This window comes from Vibrio sp. DNB22_10_4 (assembly GCF_052879755.1).
In genome coordinates this window covers 119,950-133,501 of record NZ_JBNNXW010000008.1, presented here as the reverse complement: position 1 = coordinate 133,501, position 13,552 = coordinate 119,950, and the positions used below count along the sequence as shown (strand labels likewise).

Annotated in this window: 14 protein-coding genes, 2 tRNA genes and 1 pseudogene; 11 read left to right on the top strand and 6 right to left on the bottom strand. The window is 45.4% G+C overall.

Going from position 1 to position 13,552, the window contains the following annotated elements:
• Window positions 1-98 precede the first annotated feature (98 nt).
• Both ACVA6Q_RS17560 and ACVA6Q_RS17555 read left to right on the top strand, forming a co-directional pair.
• Window positions 99-1,778 carry an AMP-binding protein gene (locus tag ACVA6Q_RS17560; protein WP_446648350.1) on the top strand — a complete coding sequence of 560 codons (1,680 nt, stop codon included), beginning with the start codon at window positions 99-101 and terminating at the stop codon, window positions 1,776-1,778.
• Window positions 1,779-1,875: 97 nt separating this feature from the next.
• Window positions 1,876-2,127: a DUF3081 domain-containing protein gene (locus ACVA6Q_RS17555; RefSeq protein WP_042499564.1), complete on the top strand. Its 252-nt coding sequence runs from the start codon at window positions 1,876-1,878 to the stop codon at window positions 2,125-2,127.
• A 46-nt stretch (window positions 2,128-2,173) separates the two neighbouring features.
• Here ACVA6Q_RS17555 and metA read toward each other — a convergent pair whose 3' ends face one another.
• A complete protein-coding gene (metA, locus tag ACVA6Q_RS17550; RefSeq protein WP_353496420.1) occupies window positions 2,174-3,115 on the bottom strand; it encodes a homoserine O-acetyltransferase MetA in 942 nt (313 codons plus the stop codon).
• Window positions 3,116-3,257: 142 nt separating this feature from the next.
• Between metA and ACVA6Q_RS17545 the strand changes: the two genes are divergently transcribed.
• The 3 genes from ACVA6Q_RS17545 to ACVA6Q_RS17535 are packed head-to-tail and all read left to right on the top strand — an operon-like array spanning window position 3,258 to window position 4,468.
• The gene (locus tag ACVA6Q_RS17545; RefSeq protein ID WP_446648349.1) at window positions 3,258-3,659 is read left to right on the top strand and encodes an AAA family ATPase; all 402 of its coding nucleotides are present in this window, start codon (window positions 3,258-3,260) and stop codon (window positions 3,657-3,659) included.
• A gap of 39 nt (window positions 3,660-3,698) precedes the next feature.
• Complete coding sequence (locus ACVA6Q_RS17540) at window positions 3,699-4,136, top strand: DUF3859 domain-containing protein (protein WP_353496418.1); 438 nt, start codon at window positions 3,699-3,701, stop codon at window positions 4,134-4,136.
• A complete protein-coding gene (locus ACVA6Q_RS17535; protein ID WP_353496417.1) occupies window positions 4,136-4,468 on the top strand; it encodes a ribosome recycling factor family protein in 333 nt (110 codons plus the stop codon). The genes ACVA6Q_RS17540 and ACVA6Q_RS17535 overlap by 1 nt, the downstream gene beginning before the upstream one ends.
• Before the next feature lie 55 nt (window positions 4,469-4,523).
• Here ACVA6Q_RS17535 and ACVA6Q_RS17530 read toward each other — a convergent pair whose 3' ends face one another.
• Window positions 4,524-5,630 (bottom strand): M20/M25/M40 family metallo-hydrolase, encoded by a 1,107-nt coding sequence (locus ACVA6Q_RS17530; protein WP_446648348.1) that lies wholly within the window; start codon window positions 5,628-5,630, stop codon window positions 4,524-4,526.
• 116 nt (window positions 5,631-5,746) lie between these two features.
• Window positions 5,747-6,667 (bottom strand): DMT family transporter, encoded by a 921-nt coding sequence (locus ACVA6Q_RS17525; protein WP_446648347.1) that lies wholly within the window; start codon window positions 6,665-6,667, stop codon window positions 5,747-5,749.
• A 102-nt stretch (window positions 6,668-6,769) separates the two neighbouring features.
• Here ACVA6Q_RS17525 and ACVA6Q_RS17520 point away from each other — a divergent pair, with 102 nt between their 5' ends.
• Window positions 6,770-7,687 carry a LysR family transcriptional regulator gene (locus ACVA6Q_RS17520; RefSeq protein WP_446648346.1) on the top strand — a complete coding sequence of 306 codons (918 nt, stop codon included), beginning with the start codon at window positions 6,770-6,772 and terminating at the stop codon, window positions 7,685-7,687.
• A 41-nt stretch (window positions 7,688-7,728) separates the two neighbouring features.
• Here the strand turns inward: ACVA6Q_RS17520 and ACVA6Q_RS17515 are convergent, their stop codons facing one another.
• Window positions 7,729-8,436: a glycerophosphodiester phosphodiesterase family protein gene (locus ACVA6Q_RS17515; protein ID WP_446648345.1), complete on the bottom strand. Its 708-nt coding sequence runs from the start codon at window positions 8,434-8,436 to the stop codon at window positions 7,729-7,731.
• 110 nt (window positions 8,437-8,546) lie between these two features.
• Here ACVA6Q_RS17515 and ACVA6Q_RS17510 point away from each other — a divergent pair, with 110 nt between their 5' ends.
• On the top strand, window positions 8,547-9,308 hold the full coding sequence (locus ACVA6Q_RS17510; RefSeq protein ID WP_353496412.1) for an MBL fold metallo-hydrolase: 762 nt from the start codon (window positions 8,547-8,549) through the stop codon (window positions 9,306-9,308).
• A 10-nt stretch (window positions 9,309-9,318) separates the two neighbouring features.
• Here the strand turns inward: ACVA6Q_RS17510 and ACVA6Q_RS17505 are convergent, their stop codons facing one another.
• Window positions 9,319-9,855, bottom strand: a complete 537-nt coding sequence (locus ACVA6Q_RS17505) for a lipocalin family protein (RefSeq protein WP_446648344.1) — start codon at window positions 9,853-9,855, stop codon at window positions 9,319-9,321.
• 139 nt (window positions 9,856-9,994) lie between these two features.
• Between ACVA6Q_RS17505 and ACVA6Q_RS17500 the strand changes: the two genes are divergently transcribed.
• From ACVA6Q_RS17500 to ACVA6Q_RS17485, 4 genes are all read left to right on the top strand, one after another.
• Window positions 9,995-10,660 carry a DUF2726 domain-containing protein gene (locus tag ACVA6Q_RS17500; RefSeq protein ID WP_353496410.1) on the top strand — a complete coding sequence of 222 codons (666 nt, stop codon included), beginning with the start codon at window positions 9,995-9,997 and terminating at the stop codon, window positions 10,658-10,660.
• Window positions 10,661-10,840: 180 nt separating this feature from the next.
• Window positions 10,841-10,917: transfer RNA gene (locus ACVA6Q_RS17495), tRNA-Val, on the top strand.
• Between the two features lie 39 nt (window positions 10,918-10,956).
• Window positions 10,957-11,033: transfer RNA gene (locus tag ACVA6Q_RS17490), tRNA-Val, on the top strand.
• 260 nt (window positions 11,034-11,293) lie between these two features.
• Window positions 11,294-11,986 carry a hypothetical protein gene (locus ACVA6Q_RS17485; protein ID WP_446648343.1) on the top strand — a complete coding sequence of 231 codons (693 nt, stop codon included), beginning with the start codon at window positions 11,294-11,296 and terminating at the stop codon, window positions 11,984-11,986.
• A 60-nt stretch (window positions 11,987-12,046) separates the two neighbouring features.
• Here ACVA6Q_RS17485 and ACVA6Q_RS17480 read toward each other — a convergent pair.
• Window positions 12,047-13,551 (bottom strand): annotated as a pseudogene (locus tag ACVA6Q_RS17480) (efflux transporter outer membrane subunit).
• Window position 13,552: the final 1 nt, after the last annotated feature.

Sequence of the window (13,552 nt, the reverse complement as noted above, 5' to 3'; positions counted from 1 at the left end):
ATAAAACAAGCGATCAAATTAGAATAATCACTCAATTCTTTAGTCGTCCCCCCTTCTTAGATAAAGTAGCTAGGTCTAACTATGAAGGTATGAATTTGATGAGCAATGCGAACCGAAACGGACATAAACCTTGGCTAAAGACTTACCCAAGTGATGTGCCTGAATTTGTTGATGTTGACCAGTACACCAACATCAATGAGATGTTTAAAGCGCCTTTTGAGAAGTTTGCCGATAACACTGCATTTGTGAACATGGGGCATTCTCTAACGTATCGTGAGTTGAATGAAAAGAGCGAAGCATTTGCGGCCTATTTGCAAACGGAGCTTCACGCTAAAAAGGGCGATCGCATTGCACTGATGATGCCAAACCTTCTGCAATATCCTATTGCTATCTTGGGTGCGCTAAAAGCAGGTCTTGTGGTAGTGAACGTCAATCCGCTGTACACACCGCGTGAGCTTGAACACCAGCTTCGTGACTCAGGCGCCACCATCATTGTTGCGGTAACCAACTTTGGCAATAGCTTGCAACAAGTGATAGAAAAGACCAGCATCAAGCACGTGATTTTAACCAGTATCGGTGATGCACTAGCGCCTCATAAGCGCACCTTGGTGAATTTTGTCGTTAAGTATGTAAAAAAGATGGTTCCTAAATACAACTTACCAGGTGCTATCTCCCTTCGTCGTGCATTGACTGATGGCAAACAAATGACCTTTGCTGCGCCAGAATTAACCCGCGATGATTTGGCGTACTTGCAATATACAGGTGGGACAACTGGGCTCGCTAAAGGCGCGATGCTGACACACCGCAACATTATTGCCAATGTGCTTCAGGTTTTTGGACATTTTGGTCCGCGCACTGCGAAAGAGCAAGAGCGCGCAGTGACACCATTACCGCTTTATCATATTTTTGCTAACTCGGTCAGCATGATGCTGATGATGTACATGGGGGCAAGCAATCTATTGATCACTAACCCTCGTGATCTAAACAGCTTTGTCAATGACTTGAGCAAGTATCCGTTTACCATGATCTTTGGTTTGAATACCTTGCTTGCGGCGCTTAACAAGCATGAGAAGTTTAAAACGCTCGATTTTTCTAACGCAGAATTCACCATTGCTGGCGGCATGGCGACTCAAAAGCATGTTGCAGAGGAATGGCAAAGAATCACGGGAATGCCAATCATTGAGGGCTATGGTCTGACAGAATGTTCACCTGTCGTAGCGGGCGGTGTACATACTCAACAAGCCTACGTGGCAGCGGTTGGAGTGCCGTTGCCAAGTACTGAACTGCGTATTGTTGATGATCAGGGTCAGGCGCTTGGAGTGAATCAAGTGGGTGAAATACAAATTCGTGGCCCACAGGTGATGAAAGGCTACTGGAAGCAAGACGCTGAAACCCAAGCGATCCTCGCAGAAGACGGTTGGCTCTATTCTGGTGATATTGGCCGAATGGATGAGGAAGGCATTTTCTACATTGAAGATCGCAAAAAAGACATGATTCTCGTGTCTGGCTTCAATGTGTTCCCAACAGAAGTTGAAGAAGTTGCAACCCTACATCCGAAAGTGACTGAGGCGGCTGCGGTCGGTATTCCAGATGATATTGCCGGCGAGCGGGTGAAGCTGTTTGTCGTTGCTAACGGCAACGTGACTGCGGATGAAATTAAGCAGCACTGCCGTAAACATTTGACCGGCTATAAAATTCCGACCTTTATTGAATTTAAGGATGAGCTGCCAAAAACCAACGTAGGCAAGATTTTAAGGCGCGAGCTACGCGATCAGTAGAACTGAATTTTCAGATCAATTAGCCACCAAACTGGCGCAATACGCACTACTAAGCCACACTTTAAATGTGGCTTTTTTTTGTTTGAAGGAGATAGCGATGAGAAACGAACTTGATCCCAACAAAATTCTTCGAGCGTATGACGCGGTGATGGAGAACGGTACAGACACCGAATTTGGCAAAATTTACGAAGGCGTTGAAGCCTATTCCGATTACGATGGGTACAACGTTTATATGCGGGGTAATGGTGTGGAACTTAAAGTGGGTTTTCACAATACCTATCACCTTGAATACGACCAAGAGCACTTACGTGATAGTTTTTTAAAGAAAGTCGCGATGTTGGCGAAGTGAAATACCTAATGCCTCCCTCCTTAAAGGGAGGCATTGCAGATGAAGGCTATTCGTCTTTTGTAAATGCAGCTTCACTAAAGTGGTCAAGATCGTAAGGTGTTTGCTGGTAAACACAGTAGTTAAGCCAGTTCGCAAACAGCAAATGACCATGGCTACGCCAGCTAGCAATCGGCTTATTGTCTGGGTTGTTGTTAGGGTAGTAGTTAATTGGAATAGCTGGCTCCATACCTTCCCCCAAATCTCTCACATATTCATTATGTAGCGTATGAGAATCATACTCAGGGTGACCTGTTACGAATACATTTCGCTTATCTTTCGTGGCCGCAAGATACACACCAGCGACATCAGAGGTTGCAAGAATATCGAGATCGGTGTGTGAGTCTAGATACTCCGGTGAGAAGTCAGCGTATCGGGAGTGCGGTGCTAAAAAGGTGTCGTCAAAACCGCGAAGGATAGGGTGGTGTGGATCGTGGATTTCATGATGATATACACCGGATAGCTTTTCTTTTCGCGTGCGCTTTGGAAGATCAAACAGTAGCTTCAAGCCCGCTTGTGCCGCCCAACACACGTAAAGTGTTGACGTGACGTGTTTGCTTGCCCAGTTCATGATGGTTTGTAGATGCTCCCAATAAATCACATCTTCAAACTGCACGAGACCGAGTGGTGCACCAGTAATAATCAGTCCATCAAAGTTGCGGTTTTTGATGGTTTCGAACTGACGATAGAAGGTGTCTAGGTGTTCCGTTGGCGTATTTTTACTTGGGCGATCATCAATGCGCAGTAGCTCTACATCAACTTGCAGTGGGCTATTAGAGAGTAGCCTCAAAAACTGAGTTTCAGTTTCAATTTTCTTTGGCATCAAATTGAGGATCAACACTTTAAGTGGGCGAATTTCTTGAGTCGCCGCACGTGTTTCCGACATTACAAAGATGTTCTCTTGTTGCAATACATTGGATGCAGGCAGTTGATCGGGGATCTTAATTGGCACAGCTTTCTCCCTAAGCTCTGTTTTAGTCTTCTGGACGTCTATACATCTAAATTAACGCAAACGTTATTTCTTGTCGATAATTAATTTTAGCTTACGTTAGTGTGCAAGTGCGCTACTAATGATGCCAAGACAAGGTACAATAATGCCTTTGCATAAACTGATAGCGGAAACGAGTTTGAAACTAACGCTCATTCGTGGCTTACCTGGTTCTGGGAAAAGTACCTTAGCCAAAACGTTCAATGCGGCTCACTACGAGGCCGATATGTATTTTTTGAATGCTGATGGCGACTATCATTATGATGTGAGCAAAATCGCCGACGCCCATGCTTGGTGTCAAAAACAAGTGGAATCTGCGCTTGCAACCAACCAAGACGTGGTGGTCGCCAATACGTTTGTTCGCTTGTGGGAGATGAAAGCTTACAAAACACTCGCTAAGCGTTATAAGGCTGAACTAGAGATCATCGTTTGCCGAGGTCGGTATCTAAATATTCATGGTGTTAGTGATGATGTCATAGCGTCTATGCAAAAACGCTGGCAAGATTAACCCCAACCATTAGAACAGAAAAATAAAAGAAAATTTACCATGGCGAAGCGTTCACCTGTCGTAGAAATGACCTCTTATGGCATTTACTCCACTTGGGATTCAGGCTCCAAAGATCTCCCTAAAATTCAAGAATTCACAACTATCGTACCTGCGGATGAGCATATTGAGTTTGGCTTTATTGTGAACATCAAAAAGGCCAAAGGGGAGAAGGTTCGATATTGTATCTATCACCCTGGGGTGCTGAGTAAAAAAGGGCAGGTGTTAGCGCCTTTTGATGGCGATGAACACGTCGGTAGCAATGACTGGGACTTCTACCTTGGCGATACTATTCAGTTACTCGATCCTATCAATGGCTTTGAGAGTAACTTAGGCGATTGGCGCATGGTGATCGAGATGCAGGGTAAAACCATCGCAGAAAAAACCTTTAAAGTCACAGCAAGAGATGAAGGTCAGTTTTGGAAACGTCGCGGTTTTTAGTGTCGGTAAAGCTGAATAGCTTTGTTCACCGCGTTGAAGATAAAGCTATCGTCATGGCCTGTGCTGTGAAGTATGGCTGTACGCTAAAACGTATTAGACGCTCACGCAACTGGACACTGAGCGGAGAGCCTTCTGCATTATTGAAATTTTCTATCGAGGCCAATGTCGGCTGGATTTCTGTTGCGATAAATAAAGTGCTAGATGGCTACAAGTCACCCATTCAAGAAGTCCTTGAGCGGGAGCCTGAGATCACGGTCGCTGATTTGATGTATCAATCTGGGTGCACGCTGGCAGAGGCTCGCGCTGCGATTGATGAATTTGAAGATTTGTGATGATAAAAAAGCCGCTTCGCTGTGAGCAGAGGCGGCTTCTATTTTTACTGTATGATTAAGCGGTTACGTAGCTAATCACAAAGTCGGTGATCTTCACCATGTCATCAACAGCGATGAACTCTTCTGTGGTGTGCACTTTAGACATACCTGTAGATAGGTTTACTGTCGTTAAACCTTTCTCGTTGAAGTTGTTAGCATCGCTGCCACCGCCTGTATGCTTAGTGTTTGCTTCAACACCGTTTGACGCAAACACTTCTTTGATTTTCAGAACGTGAGCATCATCTTCAGCGATAACAAACGCGTCGTAAGCGCGAGTTGACTCAATCTCCACCTCTGCACCAAACTTCTCTGCTGATGCTTGGAATGTCTCAACCATGTGGTTAACTTGAGCAGTAAGTTTGTCGCTATTTAGAGAGCGCGCTTCTGCAACGACTGTTAGCTCAGGCATAACAATGTTTGTTGCTTGACCGCCGTGTACTGAACCGATGTTTGCTGTGGTCTGCTCGTCGATGCGCAGTAGTTTCATGTTAGCGATAGCGTCCGCTGCAACCATAGCGGCACTGATGCCTTCTTCTGGCGCAAGACCTGCGTGAGCTGGATGACCTTTGATCTTAGCGACAATTTTTTGCTGACCAGGTGCACCAGTAACGATAGTGCCGATAGGACCGCCTGTATCCAATACGATAGCGTTTTTCGATTGAATGTAAGACATGTCGAAATGCTCAGATCCAAACAGACCACCTTCTTCATGAACCGTGAATGCAACTTCAATCGTTTTGTGTTCGCGGTTTTGCTCCTGTAAGCAACGAACGGCTTCCATCACTGCCGCGATACCTGACTTGTCATCACCACCAAGGATCGTGTCGCCTTTTGAGCGGATGATGCCATCTTCGATGATAGGCTCGATACCGATGCCCGGTGTGACTGTGTCCATGTGAGCACTGAAGACGATGCTGCCTTCTTGTTTGCCCTCTAAGCGTCCGTAGACGTTAAAGCCATTGGTGTATTGCTCTGGTACTGGCAATTTGCTTACCACAAAGCCTAGCTCACCAAGTTGCTCAGCAATCGCTTCAGCAACGGCTTTTTCGTTGCCAGATTCACTGTCGATTTTTACTAGTTCACAAAAATGGTTTACGAGGCGCTCTGTATTTACTTGAGTCATGGGGTCACTTCACGTTATGAAACAGGGAAGACCACTTTACACGTTACTGAACATCCTAAGACCTGAGGTAAATCAATAAAAGTGTCGCCTTGTAGTCAATCTGACTGTATTTTGGACTATTTTTGTGCTGAAAATTTGTAACAAGCTGCAATCGTAGTGGTTATGACAATGAAGCACCCTAACCATTGCACTGGGGTCATGGTTTCACTTAGGAACAGGCTAGCAAACAGCAAACCAAACATTGGCTCAGTACCCATAAGTAATGATGCCTGACTGGCTGGCAAGTGTTTCACTGCGTAATTTTGTACAAAGAACGCCAGTAATGTGCAACAAAGCGCTAGATAGAGTAGGCTCGCCCAATCCTGACTATTGAGTGTTTGTAGAGTTCTTATCAGTGCGGGTCTATCAGAATCCAATAGAACGAGACAGAAACTGATAAGCGTAACTACTGACAGTTGAATTAGGGTGATAATTTCTATTTGCAATGGTGTTTTAGTAAACGCTTTACGGCACGTAACGACCATCACGGCTCGAAGTAGGGCTGCGATGATCACCAAACCAACCCCAAGATCTACGCTCAGCTCACTAGGGCTTGCTATCATCACCAGGCCAGTAAAACCTATGCTGCAAAACAGCATGATTCCTTTGGGAAGTTTGACTTTGAGCCATGCAGTTTCGAGTAATGGTGTAAAGAGCACGCATAGACTAATCAATACAGCGACTTGCCCAGCTTGAACCAGTTTAACCGCCCATGTTTCGGTTAAGAAAATGCAGCTTAAGATAAGCCCAGTGGAAATGCCGACTTGTAGGTAGCGACGCCACTGCGAAGTGAACATTCTGATTTGTTGCTTGAAATAGATAACGCTCAGCAGGACGGCGCAGCTAATAACAAAGCGAACCAAAAGCAATTCGACCACGGAGAGTTGGTTCAATATCTGTTTGGAGACACCGTAGCTCGTGCCCCAAACAATCGAAACTATCAGTAAACCTATGATTGCCCAATGAAATGAGATCTTGTTAGCGAAATTTGTTTCCATATGTGTCGTTGTAATAAAGTCTAATGCAAGTATATGTTCTACTATGCTAGCTTATGAATATAAGCGTGATAATACTTCCAAACCTCATAGGACTTGTGACTAATGGACACAAATAAGCTCATGGCATTACTGCCGGACATCGTGGCGTTCGTCACGGTTGTTGATTCAGGTAGCTTTACAGCAGCGTCGCAAAGATTGGGAGTAACCCCATCAGGTGTTAGCCGTCAGATCAGTCGCCTAGAGGCCGCTTTAAATGCAGATTTGCTAGAGCGCACGACGAGAAAGCAAGTGACAACGGAAATGGGCAAAGTGGTTTACGAATTCAGTCAGAAGATCATTGATTCAGCTGACGATATAGTTCACGTGACGAGCCAAGAGTTAGGTGAGGTGACAGGCGAGTTGCGCATTGCAGCGCCTAAAGCGTTTAGCCGCCGTATCTTACAACCACTGATGCTTGAATTTTTAGCCAAATACCCAAAAGCCAAACTACGTTTGATGGTCAGTGATGAGTTTGTTGACCCGTTTGGGCATAACCTTGACTTTGTGTTTGAACTGACTCACTTCCCGAGGGAAAACCTGGTTGCGAAGTCGCTAGGGCATACTAATGCAGTGTTGTGCGCCAGTCGAAGCTATTTGCAATCGCATGGTATTCCTTTTCATCCAGACAACTTATCGCAGCATGATTGCCTGTACCTTAATGAGCAGCCAAATGACAATGTTTGGCGTTTTTCAAAGGGTGGAGAGGATGTCAAAGTCGAGGTAGAAGGACCATACTCGGTCAACCATTCAGAAATTCGCCTAAACGCAGTTAAGCAAGGGTTGGGAATAGGTATATTCCCAGAGTTTGTGGTTGAAGAGGCGATTCAAAACGGTGAAGTCATTCAAGTGCTTCCAGAATGGCGAGTGATCTCACGCTATCAAGGTGAGATCACGTTGCAGTTTCCTCAGTCGAAATTCATGCCGGCTCGAAGACGCGCGTTTATCGACTTTATGGTCGCATCACTAAACCCAGAGCCTTAGATTGACCGGGGAGCGGTAAGTTAAGCTCCGCAGGATCTCGATTAAATAAAGCGCGTTGGATAGTCAGTAAAGATGGCGTCTACTTTATCTAAGTATTTGAACGATTTTGGGTTGTTTACTGTATAGCACCAAATTTCTACTTCAAGTTCACGCAGCATATTAATGTGGTTAGCGGTTAGCCATTTGTAGTCTAAGTGGCAACTGAATGCGTTGACGTTTTGAATGCTGGCAATGGCTTTGCGGTTCAATCGTTTGGCAAGCACACCAAGACGTGTTTCCAATTTTGCTTCGAACAGTGCTTGCATTACTTCAGCGCTGAAGCTGGAGATAATAAGACATTCTCTATCTATAGGATGGATATCCAGTACCGATTTGAGCAAAGAGACAACATGGTTGGCGTCGTGGCTATCGATCTTGACCTCAAGGTTGATGCACATATTGTACTGGTGACAAAAATCGAGCAACTGTACTAGTGTCATGATGCGTTCTTGCTCAAACGCTTCTGACTTCCAAGCACCAAAATCAAGCTTACTGAGCTGCTCGATAGTTTGCTCGTCAATGCGCCCCTTTCCGTTACTGCAGCGGTTCACTGTATGGTCGTGACAGACCACTAAAACATCGTCTTTGGTTGGTTGAATATCCACTTCAATCCATTGCAATCCTAGCGCGTGCGCCTGTTGAATACTGACCATGGTGTTCTCTGGGTGAGTCCCTGCTACACCTCTATGACCAACATAAATGACACTCATAAATGAACCTCAGAAAGCGAAGTCTATCGCTATATATAATAGGGCTTGTTGCAATATTGTTAATATCAGGTTATCTTGCATCAAGGTTGTCTGACCAGTTAGCAAGGCTTATGAAAATCCATCAGATTTCAGGTTATATCCAACAGATTTATCTCGCTGAGTATCCAGATAAATTGCTGTTACTGGACGGCGCAAGCCGAGCCGATGTCGGCACGATTTTACGCTATATTCGGGACGAACTGAATCGTCCTGTTTCTGATCTCAAAGCCATCGTCGTCACGCATATGCACCCGGATCACGCCGGAGCGGCTCATAGGTTGAAAGCGTTGACTGGAGCGGACATTGTCTCCAGTGAGCAGCCAAAAGCTTGGTATGCGGGAATTGATGGTGTGGCTATGCACCTAACGGATTTGATTTTGGCCCGGTATATGGCGAATCGAATGGGTAAGCCCAAGCGCAACTTATGGTATCAACGCAAACTCAAAGTCGATCATGCCGTGGGCGATGGTGATACTTTACCGTATTTTGACGATTGGCAGGTACTCACAACACCAGGCCATACAGATCGCGACATTTCTGTATACAATGCCAAGCAGTCGACGGTTTATGTGGCGGATCTTATGGTGGAGGTCAAGCAGCGTTTAATTGCGCCTTTTCCTGTATTTCATCCCAATCAATATCGAAATTCGATTGATAAAATATACAAGCTCAATGCTGAGCGGGTGTTACTTGCTCATCGTGGTCCCGTCTCGTTTGATGAAAAGGCTAAGCAACATATCCTCGAAACAGCACCAAGAAGACCGGTCACTCATTGGCGCGTGACGAAGATTAAACTTAAAAGCTTGGTAAAATCTTTGCTCGCTAGGGGTTAGCGAGCAAGCGTTAATTCACTTCGGCTTTGTCGTGTTTTGGGAAGATTAAGTTCTCAGTATCAAATCCAGCGACGTTCGCGCGCTCTACATACTTCTCAAGCTGCTTAGATTCAATCGATGGTGTTCGAGAAAGGATCCAAAAATATTCCGAGTTATAACCGCTTACCAATGCGACTGAATAGTCAGGTTCTAGGTAGTAGACAACATAACTGCCATAGAAAGGCCCAAAGAAGGATACCTTTAGATGAGCAATGTCTTCAGATTCAACAAACTTAGCTTTACCTTCCGCCTCAGACCATTCCAAATCCTCTGTATCCCAACCTCGATTGAGTACTTTTACACTGCCGTCTTCATTGAGCGAGTAGGTGGCAGATACATTATCTAAACCACGCTCAAAGCTGTGGTCTAGCCTCGCGACTTCATACCATTTGCCGAGGTAACGGTTTAGTTCAAAGTTGGAGACGGGTTTAACACTTTCTGGCATGCCGGTACAGCCAAGGAGTACCACGCTGATGGAAATCAGCAAACATTGACGTAGCAGTTTCATCCTAAAACCTCTAATAGTTTGGTTACTTATTGAATATACGTCATTTTGTGTCGGTAAGACTACAAAGATTGCATCTATTAGGTATTGCGCTTAATCTGAGCAAGTATTGTCTACTTAGCCATTGGGTATTGCTAAAAACATGTTTGAGATTTTTATCGTCTTTGCTTTGCTGGTGGGTTTTTCCATGGTAGCGCTGAAATACTTTGTAAAACAGGAAGATACCAAATCGTATCAATACAAAGTGAAAGGTCCCATTTTATCTTCAGCACAAACGGCGTTTTATAATGCGTTAAAAGAAGCCGTGGGCGATCATGGGGTGATACTGACTAAAGTTAGCATGGCAAATGTTGTGACACCGCAGCAAATGAAAAGCAAGAAGCAGTGGTTTATCGCAAATAACGTGATCGCCAAAAGCTATTTTGATTTCGTCGTCTGTGACCCAAGAACGATGCAACCACGCGTGATCATAGAATATGATAATGGTCAGAAGCTACATAAAGGAAAAATTGAGCGTCAGCGACTGATCATGCAAGTGTGTAAATCGGCGAACGTTCCGTTGATTGGCGCTTCGGTAAAGCTTAGCTATCAAGTAGGTAAAATTCGCCGTTTACTGGCTGCCCATATCGATTTGATAGAACCAGACAAAGAAGTTCGCTTCTGTAAGCGTTGTGGCAGTCCAATGACAATTAAGACCGCCATGCAAGGGGAGTTCAAAGGTCGACGCTTTTTCACATGTAGCCGCCAACCGCTGTGTCAGTACACAGAGAACTATAATGTGGTGTTCGACGACGAGCAATCGGCATAATTCGTTAGTTTGTTGATTATAATTATTCGCCAAAGAGCTGATAGCCTTCACATTTTTTAGGCTCTGACGCATAAAAAAGAGTCGATTTGATGGCGATTAGACCAAACGGCATCAAAAATACAAAAATGTGCTTGCAGAGCTAAGGTAGTCTGGTTAATATCCTTCTCGTTCCAGAGAGATGGGTCCGTAGCTCAGTTGGTTAGAGTACTACCTTGACATGGTAGGGGTCGGCGATTCGAGTTCGCCCGGACCCACCATCCTTCTCTGAATCCTTATTCAGAATGGAACAAAAATTTGGGTCCGTAGCTCAGTTGGTTAGAGTACTACCTTGACATGGTAGGGGTCGGCGATTCGAATTCGCCCGGACCCACCAAATTTCGAAAAAGCCCGCTTTTGAAGCGGGCTTTTTTGTATCTGCACGTTATGACTTTTCTCCACTGTCTCACAATCTCATGCCTGCTGCCCAATGATGACTAACATGCTGCCTGTCTCCTGATTCAAACCGCTAACTTTTTAACACCTAAGAGTTTTCGATATTCAGTACATAAATATCAGAATTACTTTTTGCCCTATAGTTTGAATAAGTCGAGGCGTTTAAGCTTTGCTCATCTTAAAACATGAAGGCAAAACATCATGAAATTAACCTCGATTCAAAAATCTAAACTATTTTGCTCTGCACTTGCTGTCGCTTTACTTGCAGGCTGCTCATCAAGTGGTGGAAGCTCATCGCCGACAGAACCACTGCCTGAGTTTGATGGCGACCTGGGTTTTGAAAATGTGGATCCAGGCTATGGTAATAGTGTACCAGAGGACTCTGAGCCAACAGAGCCAGGTTTAGGCTTTGACTTCGGCTATGTGTATATCCCAGATTTAGACCAAGATGTCCCTGTGCACTTACCGGAATATGAAACACCGGTTAACCCAGATGCGAAGATCTCTACGGTCAAAGAGCGTGAAACAGAAGGTGAGACTCTGTACTCCATTACTTATAATGGCGTTCGTATTGGTGAAATCTTGGTTCAAGATGATGTGATTACTATCTCTTCGCTGCACACAGAGCATACGATTACCGGTAGCAAAAATGACAATGGCACTTGGACTGTCCGAGGACCCGATGGGAATGTTCGTGGCGATGTGAAACGTATCGATGACGGTAAGTGGGTGGTACGTGAGGAGATCAGCCGTGCATCTTATATCGTTGTCTATCATGAGGGCGAATGGAAGGCCGTTCCAGTGGCGGACATTAAGCCTCAGCTAAAAGAGCGCATCAATAAAGAGCGCATTGACCGAGTTAAGCAGCGTGTGAAGATGAGCCGTCCGAGCTAATGACTTTTTTGTAATCATAGAAAAGCCCGCATCTTGCGGGCTTTTTGATAGGTATTTAGCTTAACTACTGCTGGCTTCCGTGTCCGTAACTTGCCAGTCTCCCCCCAAGGCCTTGAAACGCCAACCGTCACTTGCGCAGTCTGCAACCTAGCTGCCACTAATCTGTCTTCCATTAGACGCTGCTGGCGCTGTGCATCAAGAAGGGCAAGATGGTTGATAAGACCCGCTTTGTACAGCGATTGAGCCTTGCTGAGTGCGTTTTCGGAGGCGGTCAGTGCTTTTTGAATACGTTGCTCATTTTGTTGGCTTCGTCCATAGGCAAACAACATCGAATCAACCTCAGTGATAGCCGAGTTTACCGAGTGCTCGTAACCAAGCACTGCGGCATCAAAGCGCGCTTCGTTTAACTCAACCAACGGTTCGCCCCTTCCTCCATCAAATACATTCCAGCTCACGCCGACTGCAGCTGCCCATCCGAAAGAGTCAGAGTCAAATAAATCATCAAAGCTGCTTGCCGATACACCCGGAGTGCCAGTTAGGAAAAACTTGGGATAACGATTGGCGATGCTTGCTGCGACTTCTTCATTTAGCGCGGCCATTTCGCGCTCAGCCATGCGTATATCTGGACGGCGTTTTAGCAAATCTGAAGGCAGTCCAACGGGAATGACGCCTTCTAAGCTCGGCAGACTCGAACGGTTCGCAAGACGAATATCGACTTGAGTCAGGGGTTCTCCCAGTAAAGTCGCTAGTCTTTGCTTATGAACCTGCTGAGCGATCTCCAACTGAGGGATCACCGATTCTGTTGCAGCCAGCATTGTTTGTGCTTGTGCTAAATCGAGCTCAGAGCCGTAGCCGCTTTTCACCAGCTTTTTGACCAAGTCTAATGTCTTGGTTTGGTCGGCCAAGTTTTCTTCGACCAAGACCATTCTTTCTTGAGCCCCACGATATTGCAGGTAGTTGTGCACCAAATCTGCGGTGATCAATGTATTGAGTCCACTGCGATAGATTTCTGCTTGTTCAACGCGGATTTTGGCCGCATTCGATTGTCTATCGATACGCCCAAATAAATCCATTTCCCAGCCGATACTTGCACCAGCGAAGACACCATCGTGTTGGTTATCCAGAAGGGTCACTGAGTCCAGCGGCGTTCCTGTCGGCATTGACGCGCCAATAGGGTTTAACGCCGAACCCAGCAGTGAGTCATTTTTACTTAATTGATAGTTAAAATAGCCCGCGCCAAGACTGACTGTAGGGACTTTGAATGAGCTCACTATCGATTGATAGCTGTTGGCCATTTTAATCCGCTCAGCTGCTATTTGGAGTGGGATGTTTTGACGTTGTACATCTTCGACCATTTGATTTAGTGAAGCGTCATTAAAACTTGTCCACCAGTAATCGGTCTTAGCTTGCTGCTCATTAGTTCCGTGAAGGTAGGCGCTCGATAGTGCGATCGTTGGCTCTGAATAATCAGGGCCAACAGCACATCCCGACAAAGCAACTGCAAGGGTTAAAGGAGTCAGTTTTAACGCCTTCATTAGGCATTTACGTGATTGATGCGTTTTCATG

Excerpts from the sequence above, each read along its gene's own strand:
- ACVA6Q_RS17560 (WP_446648350.1), top strand. The coding sequence starts at position 99 with ATGAGCAATGCGAACCGAAACGGACATAAACCTTGGCTAAAGACTTAC.
- ACVA6Q_RS17555 (WP_042499564.1), top strand. The coding sequence starts at position 1,876 with ATGAGAAACGAACTTGATCCCAACAAAATTCTTCGAGCGTATGACGCG.
- ACVA6Q_RS17545 (WP_446648349.1), top strand. The coding sequence starts at position 3,258 with ATGCCTTTGCATAAACTGATAGCGGAAACGAGTTTGAAACTAACGCTC.
- ACVA6Q_RS17540 (WP_353496418.1), top strand. The coding sequence starts at position 3,699 with ATGGCGAAGCGTTCACCTGTCGTAGAAATGACCTCTTATGGCATTTAC.
- ACVA6Q_RS17530 (WP_446648348.1), bottom strand. The coding sequence starts at position 5,630 with ATGACTCAAGTAAATACAGAGCGCCTCGTAAACCATTTTTGTGAACTA.
- ACVA6Q_RS17525 (WP_446648347.1), bottom strand. The coding sequence starts at position 6,667 with ATGGAAACAAATTTCGCTAACAAGATCTCATTTCATTGGGCAATCATA.
- ACVA6Q_RS17520 (WP_446648346.1), top strand. The coding sequence starts at position 6,770 with ATGGACACAAATAAGCTCATGGCATTACTGCCGGACATCGTGGCGTTC.
- ACVA6Q_RS17515 (WP_446648345.1), bottom strand. The coding sequence starts at position 8,436 with ATGAGTGTCATTTATGTTGGTCATAGAGGTGTAGCAGGGACTCACCCA.
- ACVA6Q_RS17510 (WP_353496412.1), top strand. The coding sequence starts at position 8,547 with ATGAAAATCCATCAGATTTCAGGTTATATCCAACAGATTTATCTCGCT.
- ACVA6Q_RS17505 (WP_446648344.1), bottom strand. The coding sequence starts at position 9,855 with ATGAAACTGCTACGTCAATGTTTGCTGATTTCCATCAGCGTGGTACTC.
- ACVA6Q_RS17500 (WP_353496410.1), top strand. The coding sequence starts at position 9,995 with ATGTTTGAGATTTTTATCGTCTTTGCTTTGCTGGTGGGTTTTTCCATG.
- ACVA6Q_RS17485 (WP_446648343.1), top strand. The coding sequence starts at position 11,294 with ATGAAATTAACCTCGATTCAAAAATCTAAACTATTTTGCTCTGCACTT.